The organism is Ensifer sp. EB106-03-01-XG145 (genome assembly GCF_058792075.1).
Window position 1 is genome coordinate 88,503 of record NZ_JBYTEC010000009.1, and the last position, 19,831, is coordinate 108,333.

16 protein-coding genes and 1 pseudogene are annotated in these 19,831 nt (G+C 60.9%); 6 read left to right on the forward strand and 11 right to left on the reverse strand.

All coding sequences use genetic code 11. The features are described from left to right. Positions 1 to 69 precede the first annotated feature (69 nt). The 5 genes from AC3WWH_RS21060 to AC3WWH_RS21080 all read left to right on the forward strand — a co-directional run bounded on the left by AC3WWH_RS21060 (position 70) and on the right by AC3WWH_RS21080 (position 5,595). Complete coding sequence (locus AC3WWH_RS21060; RefSeq protein ID WP_058323033.1) at positions 70 to 957, forward strand: ABC transporter permease; 888 nt, start codon at positions 70 to 72, stop codon at positions 955 to 957. Continuing rightward, complete coding sequence (locus AC3WWH_RS21065; RefSeq protein WP_058323032.1) at positions 950 to 1,987, forward strand: quaternary amine ABC transporter ATP-binding protein; 1,038 nt, start codon at positions 950 to 952, stop codon at positions 1,985 to 1,987. Before AC3WWH_RS21060 ends, AC3WWH_RS21065 begins: the two co-directional genes overlap by 8 nt. 109 nt (positions 1,988 to 2,096) lie before the next feature. Beyond that, on the forward strand, positions 2,097 to 3,008 hold the full coding sequence (locus AC3WWH_RS21070; protein ID WP_492377240.1) for a dihydrodipicolinate synthase family protein: 912 nt from the start codon (positions 2,097 to 2,099) through the stop codon (positions 3,006 to 3,008). Between the two features lie 90 nt (positions 3,009 to 3,098). Next, positions 3,099 to 4,445, forward strand: a complete 1,347-nt coding sequence (locus tag AC3WWH_RS21075; RefSeq protein ID WP_492377241.1) for an NAD(P)/FAD-dependent oxidoreductase — start codon at positions 3,099 to 3,101, stop codon at positions 4,443 to 4,445. A gap of 157 nt (positions 4,446 to 4,602) precedes the next feature. Next, the gene (locus tag AC3WWH_RS21080; RefSeq protein ID WP_492377242.1) at positions 4,603 to 5,595 is read left to right on the forward strand and encodes a GlxA family transcriptional regulator; all 993 of its coding nucleotides are present in this window, start codon (positions 4,603 to 4,605) and stop codon (positions 5,593 to 5,595) included. Positions 5,596 to 6,363: 768 nt separating this feature from the next. On the opposite strand, the gene AC3WWH_RS21085 is transcribed toward AC3WWH_RS21080, so the two are convergent. From AC3WWH_RS21085 to AC3WWH_RS21115, 7 genes are read right to left on the reverse strand one after another with little or no spacing between them, the layout of a single operon-like run. After that, the gene (locus tag AC3WWH_RS21085) at positions 6,364 to 7,275 is read right to left on the reverse strand and encodes an FAD:protein FMN transferase (protein ID WP_082640890.1); all 912 of its coding nucleotides are present in this window, start codon (positions 7,273 to 7,275) and stop codon (positions 6,364 to 6,366) included. 4 nt (positions 7,276 to 7,279) lie between these two features. Continuing rightward, positions 7,280 to 7,861: a nitrous oxide reductase accessory protein NosL gene (locus AC3WWH_RS21090; protein ID WP_058323028.1), complete on the reverse strand. Its 582-nt coding sequence runs from the start codon at positions 7,859 to 7,861 to the stop codon at positions 7,280 to 7,282. Continuing rightward, positions 7,858 to 8,679 (reverse strand): ABC transporter permease, encoded by an 822-nt coding sequence (locus tag AC3WWH_RS21095; RefSeq protein WP_058323027.1) that lies wholly within the window; start codon positions 8,677 to 8,679, stop codon positions 7,858 to 7,860. The genes AC3WWH_RS21090 and AC3WWH_RS21095 overlap by 4 nt, the downstream gene beginning before the upstream one ends. Further along, the gene (locus tag AC3WWH_RS21100) at positions 8,676 to 9,575 is read right to left on the reverse strand and encodes an ABC transporter ATP-binding protein (RefSeq protein WP_058323026.1); all 900 of its coding nucleotides are present in this window, start codon (positions 9,573 to 9,575) and stop codon (positions 8,676 to 8,678) included. Before AC3WWH_RS21100 ends, AC3WWH_RS21095 begins: the two co-directional genes overlap by 4 nt. Next, complete coding sequence (locus AC3WWH_RS21105) at positions 9,541 to 10,869, reverse strand: nitrous oxide reductase family maturation protein NosD (RefSeq protein WP_058323025.1); 1,329 nt, start codon at positions 10,867 to 10,869, stop codon at positions 9,541 to 9,543. The genes AC3WWH_RS21100 and AC3WWH_RS21105 overlap by 35 nt, the downstream gene beginning before the upstream one ends. 3 nt (positions 10,870 to 10,872) lie before the next feature. After that, positions 10,873 to 12,801, reverse strand: coding sequence for a TAT-dependent nitrous-oxide reductase (nosZ, locus tag AC3WWH_RS21110; protein WP_058323024.1), 1,929 nt, complete (start codon positions 12,799 to 12,801; stop codon positions 10,873 to 10,875). 34 nt (positions 12,802 to 12,835) lie between these two features. Beyond that, complete coding sequence (locus tag AC3WWH_RS21115) at positions 12,836 to 14,992, reverse strand: NosR/NirI family protein (protein ID WP_058323023.1); 2,157 nt, start codon at positions 14,990 to 14,992, stop codon at positions 12,836 to 12,838. Between the two features lie 566 nt (positions 14,993 to 15,558). On the opposite strand from AC3WWH_RS21115, the gene AC3WWH_RS21120 reads away from it, so the two are divergent. Beyond that, complete coding sequence (locus AC3WWH_RS21120) at positions 15,559 to 16,032, forward strand: YbhB/YbcL family Raf kinase inhibitor-like protein (RefSeq protein ID WP_058323022.1); 474 nt, start codon at positions 15,559 to 15,561, stop codon at positions 16,030 to 16,032. Between the two features lie 616 nt (positions 16,033 to 16,648). On the opposite strand, the gene AC3WWH_RS21125 is transcribed toward AC3WWH_RS21120, so the two are convergent. From AC3WWH_RS21125 to AC3WWH_RS21140, 4 genes and pseudogenes are all read right to left on the reverse strand, one after another. Continuing rightward, the gene (locus tag AC3WWH_RS21125) at positions 16,649 to 17,008 is read right to left on the reverse strand and encodes a LuxR C-terminal-related transcriptional regulator (protein WP_058323021.1); all 360 of its coding nucleotides are present in this window, start codon (positions 17,006 to 17,008) and stop codon (positions 16,649 to 16,651) included. Further along, positions 17,005 to 17,931 carry a S1C family serine protease gene (locus AC3WWH_RS21130; RefSeq protein ID WP_492377243.1) on the reverse strand — a complete coding sequence of 309 codons (927 nt, stop codon included), beginning with the start codon at positions 17,929 to 17,931 and terminating at the stop codon, positions 17,005 to 17,007. Before AC3WWH_RS21130 ends, AC3WWH_RS21125 begins: the two co-directional genes overlap by 4 nt. A 131-nt stretch (positions 17,932 to 18,062) precedes the next feature. Further along, positions 18,063 to 18,143, reverse strand: a pseudogene (locus tag AC3WWH_RS21135) (3'-5' exonuclease); the annotation flags it as partial. 246 nt (positions 18,144 to 18,389) lie between these two features. Next, the gene (locus AC3WWH_RS21140) at positions 18,390 to 19,709 is read right to left on the reverse strand and encodes a dicarboxylate/amino acid:cation symporter (protein ID WP_058323019.1); all 1,320 of its coding nucleotides are present in this window, start codon (positions 19,707 to 19,709) and stop codon (positions 18,390 to 18,392) included. Positions 19,710 to 19,831 lie beyond the last annotated feature (122 nt).

Here is a 19,831-nt window from a genome sequence, read left to right on the forward strand (position 1 = left end):
CTCCGGCGCACCGCACCTTTGCCAAAATCGAAAACCTTGCGCCGGCTTCTTCAAAAAGGGGGGAACCGAATGGAATGGCTTTATGAATTCCCACACATGAACGACGACCGTCTTCGCATGCTGAAAAAAGCGATAGACGAAGGATTCCGGTCGTTCACGCGCGCCTATGGCGACGCCATCGAGGGCTTTTTCTCCCCCTTACAGCACTTTCTGATCGCTTCCGAGCGCTTCATGACACAAACGCCCTGGCCCATCATTCTCATCATCATCCTGGCGATCGCCTGGGGTGCGAGCAGAAGCTTGAAAGTCGTGCTGGGTTGCTTGGTGACCCTTTTGGCGATCGGCTATTTCGACATGTGGGACGACACGATGCGGACGGTCTCGATGATCTTCGTCTGCACGCTGCTGTCGATTGCCATCGGCATTCCGATCGGCATTCTGATGTCTCGGTCCGATCGCCTCCAGCGGGTCGTCAACCCGGTGCTCGACGTCATGCAGACGATGCCGAGCTTCGTCTATCTGATCCCCGTCGTCATGCTGCTGGGGATCGGCAAGGTTCCGGGCCTCATCTCGGTGGTCATCTACGCGATACCGCCGATGATCAGGCTTACCAATCTCGGTATTCGCCTCGTCGACAAGGACGTTCTTGAAGCGGCCGATGCCTTCGGCTCGTCCGGTTGGCAGAAGCTCAAGAACGTGCAGTTACCGCTGGCCTTGCCGACGATCATGGCCGGCATCAACCAGACGATCATGATGGCGCTGGCCATGGTCGTCATCGCGTCGATGATCGGTGTGCAGGGTCTTGGCCAACCCGTGCTGAAGGCAATCGCCAACCAGTACTTCACGCTGGGCATTTTCAACGGCCTTGCCATCGTCGGCATCGCCATCATCTTCGACCGGGTCAGCCAGGCATACGGCGAGAGGCTCCAGAAACATAGGGAGATCGTCCATGGCTGACACGAAGTTCGGCGGCATCAAGATCCGCCACCTCTACAAGATCTTCGGACCGAACGCGAAAGCCCATGTCGACGCAGTGCAGAAAGGCCTGACGAAGACGGAGCTCAACGAACGACATGGGCATGTTCTCGGCTTGCGGGACATCAACATCGAAATCCCGTCCGGCTGCATCCAGGTGATCATGGGCTTGTCGGGTTCGGGCAAATCAACCCTCATCCGGCACATCAACCGCCTGATCGATCCGACGGCCGGCGAAGTGCTTGTCGACGGCGTCGACGTCGTCACGATGAGCCAGCCGGAGTTGCGCGAGTTTCGACGGCACCAGACGGCCATGGTGTTCCAGAAGTTCGCGCTGCTTCCCCATCGCAACGTTCTGGACAACACGCTTTATGGCCTTGAGGTTCAGGGCCTCGAGCGCGCGAAGGGCGTCGACATCGCAATGCGATGGATCGAGCGCGTCGGTCTGAAAGGCTTTGAAAGCAAATACCCCAATCAGCTTTCCGGCGGCATGCAGCAGCGTGTCGGCCTCGCTCGTGCGCTTGCCAACGACGCGCCGGTTCTCTTGATGGACGAGGCCTATTCGGCCCTCGACCCACTGATCCGCATGGACATGCAGACGGTTCTTCTCGACCTGCAGAAGGAGATCAAGAAGACCATCGTCTTCATCACCCACGATCTCGACGAAGCCCTCCGATTGGGCGACCAGATCGCGGTCCTGCGCGACGGCGAGGTCATCCAGCAAGGCACCAGCCAGGACATCGTCCTTAGACCTGCCGACGACTACATCGCCAACTTCGTCAAGGAGGTGAACCGTGGTCGGGTCGTTCATGTCGAGGCCGTCATGACGCCGGTCGCCGCGGATCATGCCGTCAATGGCGCAACACTGAGCACGGGAAGCACGATCGAAGCCGCCCTCAAGATTCTGGTGCACAAGGATGCCAAGGATCTGGTGGTGGTCGATGCCGTCGGAATGCCTGTCGGCGTCGTTGATCTGAAGCGGCTGGCCGCGGCGGTCGTAACGCCGCACTGAGCGGCGGGAGACTCGCACCCATCCAACGGAAATCTAAGAAGCCGGGCCAGGCGTCGCCGCGGCGGAGGCCGCTCGTCCAAATTCCGGCCCTATCGATGGAGAAGACATCATGAAGTTCGAAGGTATTTACACCCCAGCAATCACGCCGATCGGGCACGACGGGCAAATCGACCGCAAGGGTTTTGCAGCCGTGCTCGTGTCCCTTATCGAGGCCAGGGTTCACGGCATCATAATTGGCGGATCGACCGGCGAGTACTACGCCCAGAGCGCCCAGGAACGTTTCGCCCTCGCCGCCCTCGCCAAGGATGTGATCGGCTCAAGGATACCACTCATCGTTGGCACGGGTGCCACCAGAACGGAAGACTCCGTGGAGTTCGCCAAGGCGGCCAAAGAGATAGGCGCTGACGCCATTCTCGTTTCATCGCCGCCCTACGCATTGCCGACACAGGAGGAGAACGCGGTCCACGCTTTGACGGTGGACCGGGCGGCCGATCTCCCGATCATGCTCTACAACTATCCGGCCCGCATGGGGGTAGTGATGGGGGATGAGTATTTCTCCCGAGTCAGCGAATCCAGAAACGTCGTGGCCATCAAGGAAAGTTCCGGCGACATGGCCAATCTTCATCTGCTCGCCCGCAAATACCCGCACATTGCTCTTTCCTGCGGTTGGGATGACCAGGCACTCGAATTCTTTGCCTGGGGCGCAAGGAGTTGGGTCTGTGCCGGCTCCAACTTTCTGCCGAAGGAACATGTCGCTCTTTATGAGGCCTGCGTCGTCGAGAAGAACTTCGACAAGGGACGGGCGATCATGACGGCGATGCTGCCGCTCATGGATTTTCTCGAATGCGGCAAGTTCGTCCAGTCGATCAAGCATGGATGTGAACTGATCGGGCTGCCGGCGGGACCGGTCAGAACGCCGCTCGGCCCGCTCAATGCCGAAGAAAAGAAAACCCTCGAGACGATCGTCGCCACCTTGAAGCGCACCGTCGCTCAGATCACCTCGGGGACCAACCATGCATGAGCTCAACGCGATATCCAAGGGCGTTCAATTTCCTGCCGTTGTCTTCGAACACGGCAGGCAACTTCTTCAATCGACGAGCGAGACGATGAGATGATCACGCGGTCCGTCAAACGCTTGCCGGTCGAAAATGGCATTTCGGGCTGGGAGGCGATCAGCCGGCGTTCGTTTCCGGTTCGATCGCTCGACGGCCACGTGAACGCAGACTGGCTTATCATCGGCGCCGGCTTTGCCGGCCTTTCGGCAGCGCGCCGCCTGCTGCAACTGCGCCCCGACGACAAGATCGTCATCCTGGAGGCGAGTGAAGTGGGCAAGGGTACGTCGGGTCGGAACTCCGGCTACATGATTGACGTGCCGCACAACCTGTCATCCAACGAATATTCAAGCGGAACGGCTGACGCCACTCGCCGGGAAGTGGCCCAGAACCGTTACGCCATCAAGTTCGCCACGCAAGCGGCGGAAGCCTATGGTATGTCGCGTGAGACCTTCGATCCCGCAGGAAAGATCAATGCGGCTGCGACGGCACGCGGCATGAAACTTAATATGAGTTTCGGCCAGTCCCTCCGGAGTGCAGGCGAGGAGCACACCTTCCTTGATGCCGCCGAGATGCGGGAGATAACGGGGTCGAACTATTACCTCGGCGGGCTTTATACGCCCGGTGCGGTGCTGATCCAGCCGGCGGACTACGTGCGCCAATTCGCTGCTGGACTTTCACACGAAGTCGAACTCTTCGAGCGGTCTCCCGTGACGTCGCTTAAACGTGACAACGGCATCTGGACGGCATCGGTGGCGCGCGGCGCGGTAAGCGCTCCCAAGGTCATACTGGGTGTCAACGGCCATGTGGAAGATTTCGGGCATTTCGGCAGGCGGCTGATGCACATCTTCGCCTATGCTTCGATGACCGCACCATTTCCCGCCGACGCTTTCGGACACAAGGTGTCTGGTCGTGATCGTTGGGCTTTGCTCCCGGCCGACGCAATGGGTGCCACCGTGCGCAAGATCACATCAGGCGGTCAGTCGCGCATCGCGATCCGCACCAAATACACCTACGACACGACGGTCGCCCTTTCGGAAAGTCGCCTCTCGAAAATGGGGCGAGCGCATCGACGCTCAATGGATGCGAGATTTCCGGACCTCAAGGGAATACCGTTCGAGCACAGTTGGGCAGGTCGTCTTTGCCTCAGCCTCAACCACGTGCCGGCTTTTGGCGAGATCGACGAAGGGCTCTTTTCCGCCTGCTGCGAAAATGGGCTTGGCACTGTCAAGAGCACCCTTGCCGGCATGATGGCCGCCGACTTGGCGACCGGGACCGTCTCACGGGAACTCGAAGAATACATGGATCATCGAGGCCCAACCCGGCTCCCGCCCGAGCCGTTTGCCTGGCTCGGGATAAACTCGGTGATCCGATTGCAGGAAATGCGCGCAGGTCGTGAGGGATGATCCCTCGCGGGCAATGCGAGGACCGGATGAAGGCTAAGATCGGTCTCCCGGCCCGAAGGATGACGAGGCAAGATCCGAAGCTTATCTGGAAGCTTTTCCACCGCGATAAGCGGCCCGCGCAGGCCAATCAAGGTCCGGGCAACGAGGTAGGTTTGCGATGAACTTGAAATCCAACGCTGCTGCGGCGACCAACCGGCTCAAGATCGGTTTCGTGCTCACCCGATCGTTTACCCTTTCTGCCTTCGCGCTGTTCGTCGACACCCTCCGGCTCGCAAGTGACGAACTCGACAAGTCCGGTCGCATTCGGGCGGACTGGCAGGTCCTCGGCAACACACGGCATCTCATCACCTCAAGCTGCGGAGTGCAGGTGGCGCCAACATCGGGCCTGGTCGACCCTGCCCCATTCAACTACATCGTCGTCGTCGGCGGCTTGCTCAACAGCGAAAACCCGATCGACGACGAAACCGTCGGGTTCCTCAAGAGGGCGGCGGCGCGAAAAGTCCCGTTGATCGGCCTGTGCACCGGGACCTTCACCTTGGCTGAGGCCGGCCTGATGACAGGCCACAATGTTTGTGTCAGCTGGCTCCACTATCAGGCATTCCGCGAGCGTTTTCCGGAGCTGAAGGTTCGCTCGGACCGCCTCTTCAATCTGGACCGCACTCGCGGGTCCTGCGCCGGAGGCAGCAGTGCAGCCGACATGGCAGCCCAAATCGTGCGCCTTCATATCAGTAAGGAAGCGGAGCGGAATGCACTCGAAGTCCTGCAGATCGACAAGGCGCGTTCGCACCTTCATGTCCAGCCGAGAAAGCCGCTCGCGATCGAGAGCAATGATCCCCGTTTAAACGCGGCTCTCATCATCATGGAGCAGCACACCGAAAACACGATCTCGATTTCCGAACTGGCGGCCTCCGTCGGATTGTCGCGGCGCCAGCTTGAGCGCCTGTTCATGGAAAAGGCCAAGATGTCGCCTGCGCTCGTCTACAGAAAGCTTCGGCTGGGACGTGCGAAACATCTTCTCATACAGACGGATGCGTCGCTGATTGAGATCGCCCTCGAAGTCGGCTTCGAGAGCGCCGGGCACTTCTCGAGAATATTCGCAAAAACCTACGGACAGACGCCGAGCAGGCTCAGAGCGCAACGGTCGACGTGATCTGTCCAACAGCCGTCTCAACGATAATCGCGCCGAAGAAGTTGCCGTCGAGCGGCGCGATCCGAGGGAGACCTGATCTTGGTAGGCATCGGCACTGCTCGATCGAAGGGTGACAATCGCCCCAACCAACCCACTGCGGCCCCTGAAGCAATCAAACACGCCTACGAAGTCCGGAGGGGCTACCTTCCTCGAAAGCGGCTCTGGACCGGATGGCGGTCAGGGAGTGCGATTGGCAAACCGCTGAGACTGCGGTCGCTCAGACACGGCGGCCGAAACGAAGAGGTGCATTCCCGACGATACATTACGCGATCATTTTAGCCCAGAACGTGAACATCTTGCCGTGCAAGGGGCTCATGAAGTACGGATCCCTTCTGCCCTAGGAGACGTCCCGATACGCGCGTCCACTCCCCTTGCTCTGTGAGTGAAGGCATCAGGTTTAAGTCGGCGATCGAGAAGTTCCCCGAGGTCGATCAGCGACATGTACAAAAGCAGCCTGGCCATGCAGGCACCGAAATGATCCGGCGCGACCGATTTAGGGTCAAACTGACAAAGGCCTCAGGGGACTGTAGGGACTTTGTTCCGCCAGCATTCGTGCGATTTTGATCTGGTCCTGCAGGCCCCAATCCACCGGTGTCAGACTCAAACCGAGTACCTCATCTGCCGGGCCGCACCATCAACCGGGCAACGTCGATGATATCGTCCTGGGCAGTTGTTCGATCGTCCTCTGGCCGTTCTCAAGCCCACGGATGACGTCGTTAGTCGAACCATTTACATTGACGCCCCTTCCAGGTGGGCACCCTTAAAACGCTCGTTCATCGCAAGGATCGATTCTACATCCGGCATCAGGCATGCGGCTGTTGCCAGTGCGTCGGCTATGGCGGCGGATGGTGCCGAGACCGACACAGAGCGCCAGGTTGCTGGCGCGGGCATTCCGGTCACGGGGTCGAGAATATGTCCGTCTCTGGCAGCCTGATCGAAGGTTGTGCCCAGAGGGGCGGAGGTAGCCAGCGCGCGCTGGCGCAGCGGCAGGCGCTCACCCGATTCCAATCGGACCGGCCATCCGCCGCCGCCCGGCTGTCCACCGAGCGCACGGAACTCGCCGGTGTCGATCAAAATGTCCGTCAGGCCCTCAGCATCAAGCAATACTGCTACCCGATCCGCGACATATCCTTGGCCGATGCCGTTCAACGTCAGCGCCATGCCCGGATGCAGGGTGATCGATGCTGCTTCAAGCTTTACCTTAGCCCAGCCTACGTTGGCGCGCACTCGATCAACTTCTGCCGAGCCGGGTCGCGTGCCGTTTGCAGCCGATTCGGCCCAGAGCGTCCAGAGCGGCTGCACCGTCGGATCGAAGCGCCCGCCGCTCGCTCGATGGACTGCGTCGGCCAGTGACAAACACTCCAAGAACTCAAACGGCGGGGCTTGAAGATGACCATCGCGGTTCAGCCGCGAAAGCGCGCTGTCCGGACGATAGAGACTGAGGATATTTTCCAGGCGATCGATCTCGGCCATGACGCGCGTGACGATGGCGTCAGCATCAGGGTGATCAATCCGGATAGAGGCGCGGGCGCCAAGAGCTTGGCCCGTCCATAAACGGGCTGCCGTTTTGGCGTGAGTGGCACCGGGCACAGTTGCCAAGATTGCAGATATTGCGATCAGGCGGCGTCGGGTCAGCAGCATGGGATCAACCTCCGGCTGGGTGGGGCAGTGCGTGCAGACGGCCGAGATAATCGTCGTCGTCCGCTCCCTGTTCCGAACCGGTCTCCACCGGGGTCAGAACCATGGCATCGGTAATATCGGCGAGCGCGAGCACTTGGCCGCCCTCGGCAAGGACGAAGGCCGCAGCCCCATCGCGGCTTGAAAACGGCACGGCTTCGGGCGCACCCATACCACCCCGCCGGGCAGAGCCGACGACGTAGAACGCCTTGTCGGCGGCAATCCAGTTGCCGTCACCGGGCTGGTCCCATGTTGCTCCTGCAGCCCCCATGTCATTGACGTAGATGACGAGGATCGGCGCAATCTGCTCTGGCCCGCGAGCATAGGCGATAGCGTCGCGCACCTGACTGAAGAAGAGCGGCGCCGGGCTTCCTTCAAGAAAGACCTGGGCCTTCGGGCCAGGGTGCTCCAGAAGGTTCATCTGGCAATAATGACCGAGGGTCTCGGGCGTCATGTCCTGCGGCACTATGCTTTGGGGTACGTCCTCCTTGCAGGCGGAAAGCAGCGCCAAAGCGGCAGCGAGCAGCACGACGCGAAGTCGGTTCCTCATGGGGTCACCTTTCGGAAGGCTGCGCCGGCAAGTGCGATGGCAACGAGTGGCCAGAGGAGAAGGGAGGCCGCTGATTGCCAGAGCGGGATCGTGCCCGCGGCGCCACCTAGTCCGCCGGCGGCAGAAACGGCTTGTGCGGCCGAGAGGTTGAAGACGCGAAAGGCGTCGGCCGGGTTGGCGAGCAGCGCGACGGGCAATGCCTGTGTGGTGAAGCGACCGCCTCCATCCGTCACGATAAGCGCCAACAGGGCGAGGTCGTAGAGCACCACCGCCACCAGCCAGAGGGCGATAGCCAACCCCGCCGCCCCAGACGGCCGTCGCGCCAATGCCGAAAGCGCATAGCCTGTGCCAAGAAAAGTCGCACCCAGCAGCACCGAGGACCAGATCAGCCGCCATAACGCGCCGAGCCCCTCGGTCGCTGCAGGATCGAACCAGACGGCTGCGAGCGCCGCCGCGCCATAGCCAAGCGTCACTGCAAGACCGAGAATTGCGAGATGCGCCAGAAGTTTGCCGAGCAGAATCTGCAGGCGCGAGACGGGATAGGTGAGAAGCAGTGGCAGCGTGCCGCGCTCCACCTCGCCCGCCACCGCGTCGAAACTCATCAGCAGTGCCAAAAGTGGCACCAGATAGACCGCAAGCGAGGTGAGCGAGGCGACCGTCACGGAGAGCCGGTCGATGCCGACATCGCCCGTCGGGGCGGAGCCGGCTGCGGCCAGCACTAGGGCGAACAGCACCATCATGCCTGTGGCGATAGAGACCCAACGATTGCGGAAAGCGATGCGGAATTCGCCCACGGCGGTAGCAAGGATGCGGTTCATTGCCCGTCCCTTCGGCTGAAATGGCTGTAGATGTCCTCGAGGCTGGGCGGGATGACATCGAGATCGGCAACGGCGCTCCCAAGCACCGCGATCCGGGCAAGGAGCGGCAGCTTTTCCGGCTGCGAACAGCTAAGGCGCAAGAGACCATCCTCCCCATGCACGCCCTCGGGAAAAGTTGCTGCCAGCGCCGGCGCATGGCCCGGTGCGGCGCGGACGGAAAAGGCGACCGGAAGGGCCGCACGGGTCCGAAGATCGGCAAGCGTACCCTCGGCCACCAGTTCCCCACCGGAAAGGATGAGGATGCGGTCAGTGCGGGCCTCCACCTCGGTCAACACGTGGGAGGAGAGCAGGATGGCGGTTCCGTCTGCAGCCAACCCGTCGAGCAGGTCATAGAAATCCCGTCGCGACACCGGGTCGAGGCCTGAAGTCGGCTCGTCCAGCACCAGGAGACGGGGGCGGCCGATCAGCGTCTGGGCCAACCCCACCCGCTGGCGCATGCCCTTGGAATAGGTGCCGATCCGCCGCCGACCGGCATGGCCAAGACCGACCCGCGCAAGAAGCTCTATGGCCAGCCTCGGGCTTTCGCCGCGCAGTGCAAGATAGTGGCGAAGCTGCTCCTCTCCTGTCAAAGCTGGGTGAAAGGCGACATTCTCCGGCAGATACGCTACCTGCGTCCTCGCGGCGGGCGAACCGGGAGCCATGCCGCAGACCGAGACCTCGCCGCTGTCGAAGGGGATGAGACCAAGCACGATCTTCATCATCGTCGATTTGCCCGCACCGTTGTGGCCGAGCAGCGCCGTGCGCCGTCCCGGCTCCAACGCCAGGGAAACGGACTTCAGCGCTTCCACCGATTGGAAGCGCTTAGTGAGCCTGGAGATTGTCAGCGTCGGTGTCATCGTAATTTCCTTCAGTCCAGCGCCCGCGGGCTTCAGCCTCGTAGGCAAGGACGTCGAGGGGGACAGGGATGGTCAGGGGGCGCATCAACGGCGCGCTGTCGCGCACGCCACCAGGCTGCGTGGCGGGAAAGTCCCGCTGGCTCCAGCGAACGATCTGCACGGCGGGCGAGCCGGTGAGTAGGCTTGCCGCCGGCTGCGACCAGAGGATCTGGTCCATCAGATCGTTGGGGCGGTAGAAACTGTCGGCAATGCCGTCGCCGTTGAGGTCGAAGGCCGGATGGTCGGACCAGAAATTGCCCCGGCCTTCATGGCTCCATTCCATGTTGCGAGTGCCGACATACTTAACCTGCTCGCGGTTGGCGATGAAGGCGTTGCCGGTCAGCACATTTTTCTCGGAGCCGGCGGTAAAATGGATGCCGATGCCGCAGCTCTCGAAGCGGTTTCCCCAGACCAGGTTCTTGTGGGCATTGTAGACGAAGAGGCATTTCTTCGTGCCCCCGCGCACCAGATTGCCTGACACGTCGGCATTGTTGGCATAGTTCAGCATCAGCCCGTGCTCACGGTCGCCGAGACTGAGATTGTTCAGGATCTTCGCGCGGTTAGCGAACATGATCGCGAAGCCGAGATGGTTCCCGATCGAGATGTTGTCGGAAACCTCGGTGTTGCGGGTGTACATGAAGTGTACGGCAAAGCGCAGGTCGCGCATGATGTTGCGGCGATAGATGCTGTCGGCGCTGGCGTTCGAAAAGATGCCGTCGCGACCATATCGGATTATGTTGTCTTCGAGCAGCGTGCCGGGGCTGTTCCAGACATAGATGCCGTTGCCGCGCTCGTTCATGCGGGGGCTGCGCGTACCGACGATCTCGTTCGCCGCGACAACAGCGCCACGGCCGCCATGGACGTCAATGCCGTGCATATTGTCTGTGACGAGTAGCTTTTCGACGCGGGCGCGATCGGCGCCTTGAACGATTTTGACCCCGGCGTCGAGATCCTGGTTGATGCGGCCCGAACCGGTGACGGTGAAACCGGTCAAGGTGACATCCGGCGCGGTAATCGTCACCACGCTGCCCTGCCCGAGCCCATCCACCACCGCTCCGCGCGGACCGGTGACTGTCAGTGGCTGGTCGATGGTGACGGGGCCGCCATAGGCCCCGTCGGTCAATATCAGCACATCGCCGGGTTGAGCCCCGGCGACGGCCTCGGCAAGACTGCCCGCACCCGGCACGACTGCGCGCTCCGCCGCTGAGAGCGGCGAGGCAAGAAGAAAGCCGATCAGGAGAACGGACAGCCGCATCGATCAGGCGCCCTTCGGTTCCACGAACATGCGGCCGCGCATTTCCATATGCAGGGCATGGCAGAACCATTGGCAATAGTACCAGTAGACGCCAGGGTTGGCCGCGACGAAGGTGACGGAGCTCGTCTGTTGCGGCCCGACCTCCATCGCCACGCCGTGATTGCCCATGGTGAAGCCATGGGTAAGGTCATCGATCTCATCGAGATTGGTGACGATCACCGTGACCTCGTCGCCCTCCTTCACCGTAAAACTCGGCTGGCTGAAGCTGGGCGCGACCGAGGTCATGTAGACGCGAACCTTGTTGCCGTCGCGGATCACGGCCTCGGTCCATTCGTCGATGTTGACCTCATCGGCCTCGGCCTGCTTGCGCGTCTCGGCCCACAGCGGGTCCTTCCGATCCCAGACCGAGCGGATGTTCGGCAGGATCGAGGGGGCGACGGCGATTGCGTCATGCGGTTCGGCGAAGGTCGGGCCGTCATGCACCAGCACCATCTTGTCACCGGAAATGTCGATCAACTGATCGTTTTCCGGCTTCAGCGGACCGACATTCAGGAACCGGTCCTTCGAGAATTTGCACAGGCACACGAGCCAGTCGTTGGCGGCATCCAGCGTCTCGCCCATCACGGTCTTCAAGTGGCCCGGCTGATACTGAACGTCGAGCTTGTCCTTGATCGGATTGATCTTTTCACCGGCGTAGGCGCGGATGGCCTCATCGATGTTCCACTTCACCACCTGGCTGTCGAGGAAAAGCGAGGTATAGGCGTTGCCACGTCCGTCGAAGGCCGTGTGCAACGGGCCGAGGCCCAGTTCAGGCTCCGCCACAACGGCGCTGCGCGGCTCGGCATTGTCGTAGAACAGGGCATCGAACTTCGTCACGTCCAGCACGGTGACGGTGGGCGAGAGCTTGCCGGCAACGCAAAGATGCTTCCTGTCCGGTGCCATGTTGCAGCCGTGCGGATTGTTGGCGATCGGGATGTAGCGCGTGAAAAGCGACTTGGCCTCTTTGCGCCCGTCCACCACCTTGACGCCGTTGACCTCCTCGTACTGCCCGGCTGCGATTGCCTTCTCGATCTCGGCGAGATTGAAGACTACGACATGGTCCATCTCGGACTTTGTCATCTCCTCCAGCGTCATGCCCTTTTCGGAATTGTAGCTGGTGGAGAACGCCCACTTGCCCTCGTAGTCGGCATCGCAATTGTCGAGGTTGCCCGATACCTTCACCTGCCAGGCCACATCCCACTTGTCGGCATCGACAGCGGTGAAGATGTTCACGTAGGTCGCCACGTCCGTCATCGTTGAGCCATCATTGACGAGCGGCGCTTCGTCCTCGCCGTTGCAGAACACATAGTTCGAACGCGGCCATTTCTGCGGACGCATGCCGTGGATACCCTTGGCGTTGGGAATCTCAAGGATGGCATCGGTTTTCATCACGTCGCAGCGCACGCGCGCCACGCGCGTATTGGCCTTGTCGTTCATGAACAGGTAGCGGCCGTCATATTTGCCGTCGGTGAAGGACATATGGACGTGGTGCAGGTCGCCGTTGTCGTGAATCTTCTTGCCGTTGGCGGCAAGCTGCTTCTTCGTCTTCTCCGACATCGTGCGCTGATGGATCTGGATCGATTCATTGGTCTGCCCCCAACCTGTGGCCGAGCAACGGTTGAATACCGGCACGCGCATCAGTTCGCGCATCGAGGGAATGCCGAGAATGCGCATCTCACCGGTCTGACCGGAGGACCAGAAGCCGTAATAGTCGTCCAGCTTGCCCGGTGCGACCGAGCCGTCGGCGCCTGTCGCGGCACGGGCCGGTGTCGCCAACCCTGCAGCGCCGAGGCTGAGTGCGGCCGGCCCTACAGTGCCCGCCAGGATGGCGCTGCCTGCAGTCGCGCTAAAAAGCGCTCGGCGGCTTAGTCCCTTGTGTTCCTTTGATTCCATGATCTGGTTCCTTTTTGTTTGAACCTTGGCTCGATTAAACTTTGGTTGCAGGTTGATGGATCGGCGCGCCGCCCGGGCTTGCCGCAAGCTTCGCCCGCGACTTCATCTTCTTGATCACGACGGGGCAGACGGTTTCGGACTGATAGAGCACCTGGCAGTGCAGGCAGTTGATGCATTCGTTCGGATTGATCTCGCCCGTCCGATGGATCGCTTGCACCGGACATTGGTGGGCGCAGGTCTGGCAGGGGTTTCCGCATTCATGGTAGCGCTTGAGCCAGTCGAACATGCGCATTCGGGCGGGGATCGCCAGCGCCGCACCCAGTGGGCAGAGGTAGCGGCAATAGAATCGCTCGACGAAGAGCCCGGCGACGATAAGTGCTGCGGCGTACGCCACGAACGGCCAGGCGCGAATGAATTTCAGGATGATCGCTGTCTTGAACGGCTCTATTTCCGCCAGGTGCTCGGCCTGCTCGACGCTGATCAGCGAGACCCCGAAAAGACCAAGGAAGATCATGTATTTGATCGGCCAGAGTCGCTCGTGCAGGCCCCAGGGCAACGTCCATTGCGGGATACGCAACTTACGCGCGATCTGGTTGGTCAGTTCCTGCAGGGCGCCGAAAGGGCAGAGCCAGCCGCAATAAGCTCCCCGTCCCCAGAACAGGAGCGCTGCGGCAACGGCGAACCACAGGATGAAGGTAAGCGGGTCGAGCAGAAAAGCCTGCCAGCTGAAGCCGTTGACCAAACTCCCGAAGAGCGCCATCAGATTGACGACAGAAAGCTGCGCGTTGGCATACCAGCCAAGGAAGACCAGCGTCACCGTCAGGAAGATTATGCGAAAGATGTAGAACGCCCTGGCGTTCCTGACCGCATAGGTCTGGAAGAAGAACACCGCCGTCAGCACAACGAGCATGGCGCCCAGCACGACAATCTTCAGCTTCGAGTCGTTCCAGATGCGTTTCCACAGATCGGCCTGTGCGCCCCCCTCGTCGCGATCAGCAACAGCGGCAACTTCCTTTGCCGGCGGGGCGACAGCGCGCAGGTACTTCTGCGGAAGCTGATATCCCAGATCGAATGTATGGAAGACCTTTTCGATCGGTCCGACCTCACGCTGCGCCAGGAGCTGAATGCGGAAGGGCTTTGTCGGATCGAAGCCGAGGCCTGCTGGAATGCGGAACAGGTCCATCTCGTTGAATTCAGGCGCGCCGGCAAGCGCGATGGCGCCGAGACGGCGATGGTCACGATCACGAAAGCGAACGGAAACGTCGTCCTGGATCAGCACGATGCGATCGAAGATGCCGCCGCGCACATAGCCTGAGCCCTTGAAGGAATAGAGCCCGCGCCCCATCAAGGCGACCGCGTGCTCGCCTTCGCCCAGCCAGCCCTGGAGGTTGGCCTCCTCGGCCGACCCGAGAACGGCCTTGCCGATGGAAGGGACCGAGACCAGCGCCGCCTGCATCTCGATGAAGGTGGTTTCCGGCGCTTGCGCGATAGCGCGGGCGCGGGCGCGCTCATCAGGATGCCCGGCGAAAGCAGCATTGACCTGCGCCACATCAAGCGCCAGCCGGCGCAGCGTGCCGTCACCCTCTGCCTCGGCCCAGTCGGCCGGTGAAGCGGCTGCGGGATCGATCATAAAACGCGGCCCGGCATCGTCCGTTTCCGGGGCCAGTCCGCCAAGGCCGAGCGCACGCGCGACCTTGAGCCCCGAGCGGACAATCGAATCGTCGATCACCATGACGGTGACGGTTGCGCCCGAGATGATATCCACCTCATGGGTCGTGCCGCCAGATTTCGCCTCTGCGACGAGATCGAGGCCGGAGTAGCCGGCAACAAGCGCCTTTACCTTGGCATCCGGAATACCGATGAGGACGATGGGTTCCGAATGTTTCACCAGCCGGACGCCAACGATCTTCGCATCCTTGTCCACCGCCACCAGGGTATGGATGGGCTTACCGGAATAGCCGGTCGTTCCCACGAAATCCGAGGTAACAAAGACCCACGCCACCGTCTGGCCGCCCTTCAGCACCGGGGCCGCCGCCACATCATCACGCACAGCTCCGAAACCGTCCGCACCCGGCACAAGATCCGAGGCTGTGGTGGCCGGCAAAAACTCCTGCAGTACCGATGCCGCGCTGGCGGATACGGCGCCGCACAGGCTGAGGCAGAGCAGAAGGACAAGACGGAAGAGTTTCATTCCAAGGTATTTTCCCGCAATCGTTGGCGGAGCATTGGAACGTTGGCGCGGGACATTCGTTGATCTAGCTCAAACAAACGCAGCTTCGTTGATCGCAATCTTTGGTCGGCACAACTCGTGCACGCAGTGATTTTTCAGGTGGACCTGGGGAGGGTTGGTGTCATGCCCTCAACCGACCGGCGCGAGAGCAAAGCCTTCGAAGTCGGATGGGTCGGCTTATGGCCTGCCCTTCCCGCGATATAACTGCTCTTTCCGATAATCCGTCTTCTTTCGCGAGCGGACGAGGCCGCTTCAGACGGTCACGCGATGCCTCGAGGCGAACGGTAAGGAGATCGAACAAAGAACCGTCATCGATGCCGGCGGCCGGCATGCTGGCTAACATTTCGGCGATCTCGACCGTGCAATCGCATAATGTTGGACTCCTCTGGTTGCGGGTCGGCATCCTGGACATCGTGCGCCAATAGGCCGATGCTGTCGTTGTTCTGGAGGCGCCCACAGATTGCGTGGGCACGGGTATATCGTGCGTGCGGCAACGAAACGGTTTCTTGAACTCGCCGAGGCTCCTTATGGCGTTCACTATCGCATCGCCCGCCTTTAACAATGGCGGAACCATTCCCAGGCTTTACACCTGCGAAGGGCAAGGTATTTCCCCGCCTCTCGAATGGACAGACATCCCGACCGGAACCAGAAGCCTTATATTGATCGTCGACGACCCGGACGCGCCGGATCCGGCCCATCCGAAAATGACCTGGATACACTGGATTGTTTTCAATCTGCCCCCCGATCTGAAGGGGCTGGTGGAAGGGATTTCGCAACTGCCATCAGGCGCTCAGACAGCGAGGAATGGGTGGAACAGCAATGCGTATGGCGGCCCTTGCCCTCCGATCGGTGTGCACCGCTACTTCTTCAAGCTCTATGCACTCAATGACCGGCTCACCCTATCGGCGGCGGCTAGCAAGGACCAAATCGAAGCGCAAATGCGCGATCACATCATTGCCGGAACCGAGCTAGTCGGCACCTATGGCAAAACAGGGAAGTGACCGATATGCGTCGACCGATGTACTCGATCAAACCTTGTCGCCGATTGATCGGAGAACGCCGCCGCGCCTTCTGCCCGTCGGACCGGGATCCTTCCGCGGCGCCCCGCCCTCCATGTGTTTGCATCGACTTACGTCGCATGCCACGATTGACGTGCTTTCACAGATTTCGCGCGGGTTAGATCCGGTGCTAGACGTCGCCTCCAACGAGTTTTTACGTCCCTATAGGCCCGCAAGGGCCTGAACCGTGAGTAACCGAGCTACCAAGCGGTACTGCTCGACGAGGAAATTATCATTGGTGAACCACTCGGCGTAGAACGTTGATGCTTTGATCCTGGGCCCTCCGCGAATGCTTACGTTGCTGTCGTTCAAGATCGCAGAGCCAATGACAAAGCATTGGTTGTCTTCTGGCCTTCGCAATGAGGACCCGCGTGAGCATGACGCTCACACTCAGTCATTTCGGCCCTCGCCGAGTCGATTTCCGACACGCACGACGGATGGGCCTACGGCTTCCGACACGCACAACAGCGCGCGAATAGGCATCTGTGGGATGGTCAGCGGATGACCGTCATCAGAATGACTGTCAATTGGAAGTGTATCGAGCATAATAAAAGCGCCTTCACAGATGAATCACGCCGCGCCGCGCGGCGTGCGCGACCGCATCGGTGCGGCCGGTGGCATCAAGCTTGTCGATGACGCGGCCGACATGAAATTTCGCTGTATCGACAGAGATGCCGAGTTTGCGAGCAATCTCTTTATTCGAAAGGCCTTCTGCGAGAAGCGCCACGACTTCGCGTTCGCGGGAAGTCAGACCCGCCTCCTCCGTGGGGGCCCGCGCCGTGGAGAGGACCAGCTCGGAGATCTCCCCTTCCGGCGCCAGACGCACCCAATCGACTGACGTCAGCAACTCGCTCAACCGCTCCGCAAGCGCCGGATCGTCGATGCGCACCGCGATCGTAACAGGGCCCGTGTCACTCATCGGCGGGGTCGGGTCGCGATAGTGACCGCCGCCTCGACATCAGCGCCCGCACGCCTGATCCCCAAGGAGACCGATCTGCCAATCGATTGATGATCAAGGGTCCGCACGAGCGCATTGACCGAAGGAACGGCCTCACCGTTCCAGTGGACGATGATGTCTCCTTGCAGGACCCCACCAATAGCGCCGGGTCCATCGGGGTCAACACTCATGACCATCGCCCCCTGGCCGCCACCGGTAACGGCGACCTGATGGAGCCCGAGGCCGAGATAGCCACGCGGGACTTCGCCATGCGCCAGGAGAAGAGCGGCCGCGCCTTCAACGGTCGCAGAGGGGATGACGAGGGTTCGGCCCCGGGGCCCGCGCACGGCCATTCCAAAGACATTGCCCTCCGCACTGATCGCCAAGCCACCCTCCGCGCGACGTCGCAATCTCACGTCGAGCTCGATGCGTGCATCGATTTTCCCGCCGCGCATCGATCGCCACGCAGGACCAACCGCGATCGCGCTGCCGAATGAAACAAGTGGCGCGCTCTCGGCCGCCGCGGCGACCACGACGAGTGCGCCAGGTCGAGGCACCTCTTGGTCGAGCACAGCCGACGGCGCGTCGGCTCCCTCGACGCGAAGCAGCGCGATGTCAGTCGACGGATCGCGCCCCACCAGGCTGGCTGGGTGTTGCGTGCCATCCGAGAATTCGATGAGGATCTGACCTTCGTCGGAAAGAGCTTCATCTGCGGTGATGATGAGCCCCTCGCGCCAGACGAATCCGGTGGCGAGCGAACGGGTTGAGGCAATTTCAACAATGCTCGGCGCCACCGCAGCGGCGGCCTCGACGATCGTGGAAGATAATTGAGCGAGGAAACTAGGTTCAGTCATGGGTGATCTCCTGTAGAGCCTAATGTGTGTCTCTACGGCGGTGATAGCCACTGCCCGGTCAGGTTGGCCGATCACGCTCGGCTTGCCCGCATCCCAACGCCTCGGCGCTCATCACTTGTCGACGTACGCGGCTGGCCAATTCATAGATGTGTAAGATCAGATCGGGGTAGATGAACGGCACCCCGGCCGATCAGGTATCCGAGCTTGGTGCCTTCAAAGCCGCGCCCCGACCAATCGATTTCGGAGACGGAACACCAAGCTCGCGTAGCTGTCTTCCAGTGATCGTAGCAACTTCCGATGCCATCGACAGTGCTTCCCCAAAGGCAACGACAGGGCCGGACGGCACGAGCGGAAACGCGTGAACGCGAGGTACGCCCGGCGTTCGCCCGTAACCTTTCCCGGGCTGTGTTTACGCGTCCGGCCTGGAGGGTTTCTTCGACAGATCTCAAAGGCCGGAATGCATTGCCTTCCTCGTGAAAGCAGGCACCCACTGCATTGAACCCCAACGGCTATCCCGCCACGTAGCCTTTGCTGGGTACTACATGGGCGTTGGGACTGACCGGCGCCAATGCTTCGCCATCCAGTATGCGGCGCGCCCGTTCCTTGTCGATATCGCCGACCCAAGACGCTACCGCCACAGTCGCCACACAATTGCCGAGGTAGTTGCCGAGCGCACGGGCGATGCCCATGAACCAATCAACCGAAAGCACAAGGACCAGACCTATCGCCGGAATTGTGGGGATCGCCGCCAGCGTTGCCGCGAGGATCACGATCGCCGACCCCGGCACCCCGTGCGCGCCCTTGGACGTGATCAGCGCCACCCCGAGAATTGCCAGAAGGTCGGTGAAAGCGAGCGGTGTGTTTGTCGCCTGCGCGATAAAGACTGCTGCAAGTGTCAGATAGATCGAAAACGCGTCCAGGTTGAACGAGTATCCAGTAGGGATCACCAAGCCCACGGTCGAGTCCTTGATGCCGAGATGTTCAAGCTTGCGCATGGTCTGCGGCAGAACGGCATCGCTCGAAGCGGTGCCAGCGACGATACCGACTTCGGTCCGCAGATAGCGCAGCAGCTTGACGATGCTGAAGCCAGCTACGTGCATGATAGATCCCAGAACGACGAACACGAAGAGCGCGATGGTGACGTAGAACAAAGCCACGAGATAACCAAGCTGCGCCAGCGAACCCACACCGTATTTACCGACGGTGAAGGCGATCGCACCAAACACGCCGATGGGTGCAAGGCGGACGATGAAGGACATGATCTTGAAGGTCACGTCGCCGGCCAACTCAAGTAATTGAAGGAGCGGCTTGCCACGCTCGCCTACGCGCGACAGGGCGCAACCGAAGAGGATGGCAACCAGCAACACCTGTAGGACATCGCCCTGGGCGAAGCCACTGATCATTGTGGTTGGGATCAGCTTCATCAGGAACTCGACCGTTCCGCCGCTGCTAACTTCGTGCGCCTTTTCCACGTAGCTGGACAACGCCGAGGCATCGAGAGTGCTGATGTCGATGTTCATACCGTGCCCTGGACCAAAAATGTAGGCGATGGCAATGCCGAGAGCGAGGGCGACGGTCGTAACTATCTCGAAGTAGACGAGGGCCCGGACGCCAACGCGGCCCACCTTCTTCAGGTCCCCCGCCCCTGCGATTCCGTGCACGACGACACAGAAGACGATAACAGGGACGAGCATCTTGATAAGCTTGATGAACGCGTCCCCGAGAGGCTTCATCTTCGAGGCTAACTCTGGCGCAAGGAGCCCAACGACGACCCCAAGTATCAGCGCCGCGCAAACTTGCGCAAATAACGATTTCGACCATGTTGGCATGTTGACGTTCCCCTTTTTTTTCGGAAGGTTCGACCGCGACGATACGATCCAACGGAAACACAGCCTCCAATTTTCCACTGCATCTATCTGATCGCGGGCTCCCTCTCTTCCATACTTGGCTA

What these genes read in the sequence shown, in the direction of transcription:
- AC3WWH_RS21060 (WP_058323033.1), top strand. Translation starts at nt 70, where the DNA reads ATGGAATGGCTTTATGAATTCCCACACATGAACGACGACCGTCTTCGC.
- AC3WWH_RS21065 (WP_058323032.1), top strand. Translation starts at nt 950, where the DNA reads ATGGCTGACACGAAGTTCGGCGGCATCAAGATCCGCCACCTCTACAAG.
- AC3WWH_RS21070 (WP_492377240.1), top strand. Translation starts at nt 2,097, where the DNA reads ATGAAGTTCGAAGGTATTTACACCCCAGCAATCACGCCGATCGGGCAC.
- AC3WWH_RS21075 (WP_492377241.1), top strand. Translation starts at nt 3,099, where the DNA reads ATGATCACGCGGTCCGTCAAACGCTTGCCGGTCGAAAATGGCATTTCG.
- AC3WWH_RS21080 (WP_492377242.1), top strand. Translation starts at nt 4,603, where the DNA reads ATGAACTTGAAATCCAACGCTGCTGCGGCGACCAACCGGCTCAAGATC.
- AC3WWH_RS21085 (WP_082640890.1), bottom strand. Translation starts at nt 7,275, where the DNA reads ATGCTGCTGACCCGACGCCGCCTGATCGCAATATCTGCAATCTTGGCA.
- AC3WWH_RS21090 (WP_058323028.1), bottom strand. Translation starts at nt 7,861, where the DNA reads ATGAGGAACCGACTTCGCGTCGTGCTGCTCGCTGCCGCTTTGGCGCTG.
- AC3WWH_RS21095 (WP_058323027.1), bottom strand. Translation starts at nt 8,679, where the DNA reads ATGAACCGCATCCTTGCTACCGCCGTGGGCGAATTCCGCATCGCTTTC.
- AC3WWH_RS21100 (WP_058323026.1), bottom strand. Translation starts at nt 9,575, where the DNA reads ATGACACCGACGCTGACAATCTCCAGGCTCACTAAGCGCTTCCAATCG.
- AC3WWH_RS21105 (WP_058323025.1), bottom strand. Translation starts at nt 10,869, where the DNA reads ATGCGGCTGTCCGTTCTCCTGATCGGCTTTCTTCTTGCCTCGCCGCTC.
- nosZ (WP_058323024.1), bottom strand. Translation starts at nt 12,801, where the DNA reads ATGGAATCAAAGGAACACAAGGGACTAAGCCGCCGAGCGCTTTTTAGC.
- AC3WWH_RS21115 (WP_058323023.1), bottom strand. Translation starts at nt 14,992, where the DNA reads ATGAAACTCTTCCGTCTTGTCCTTCTGCTCTGCCTCAGCCTGTGCGGC.
- AC3WWH_RS21120 (WP_058323022.1), top strand. Translation starts at nt 15,559, where the DNA reads ATGGCGTTCACTATCGCATCGCCCGCCTTTAACAATGGCGGAACCATT.
- AC3WWH_RS21125 (WP_058323021.1), bottom strand. Translation starts at nt 17,008, where the DNA reads ATGAGTGACACGGGCCCTGTTACGATCGCGGTGCGCATCGACGATCCG.
- AC3WWH_RS21140 (WP_058323019.1), bottom strand. Translation starts at nt 19,709, where the DNA reads ATGCCAACATGGTCGAAATCGTTATTTGCGCAAGTTTGCGCGGCGCTG.